Origin of the sequence: Agrobacterium sp. MS2 (genome assembly GCF_003261015.1) — a bacterium.
Taxonomy (GTDB): domain Bacteria; phylum Pseudomonadota; class Alphaproteobacteria; order Rhizobiales; family Rhizobiaceae; genus Agrobacterium; species Agrobacterium pusense.
On record NZ_QLNF01000098.1, the window covers coordinates 1 to 206 of the forward strand.

At 61.2% G+C, this 206-nt stretch carries 1 protein-coding gene; it reads left to right on the forward strand.

All coding sequences use genetic code 11. From position 1 onward, the window contains the following. Positions 1-206, forward strand: a 206-nt coding sequence (locus tag DOU54_RS26640; RefSeq protein ID WP_193603476.1) for an AGE family epimerase/isomerase, incomplete at both ends; no start/stop codon positions are given.

A 206-nucleotide genomic window follows, 5' to 3' on the forward strand; every position in this document is an offset into this window, starting at 1 on the left:
ATGAGCCTTTACGACGATTTTTCGATGCGTGACGGGCTTGCGCGACTATGGCCGCAGACGGAATGGCTGAAGGCGGCGGTGCGGCTTGCCAGTGTAACTGATGGTGAGGAGCGGCAGCGTTACCTTGCCTCTGGTCTGAGCGCCATCGGCGCGCTGCAGCCTTTCCTTGACACGCCGGTCAAGGGCCTGTGGTTCGACAAATGGCC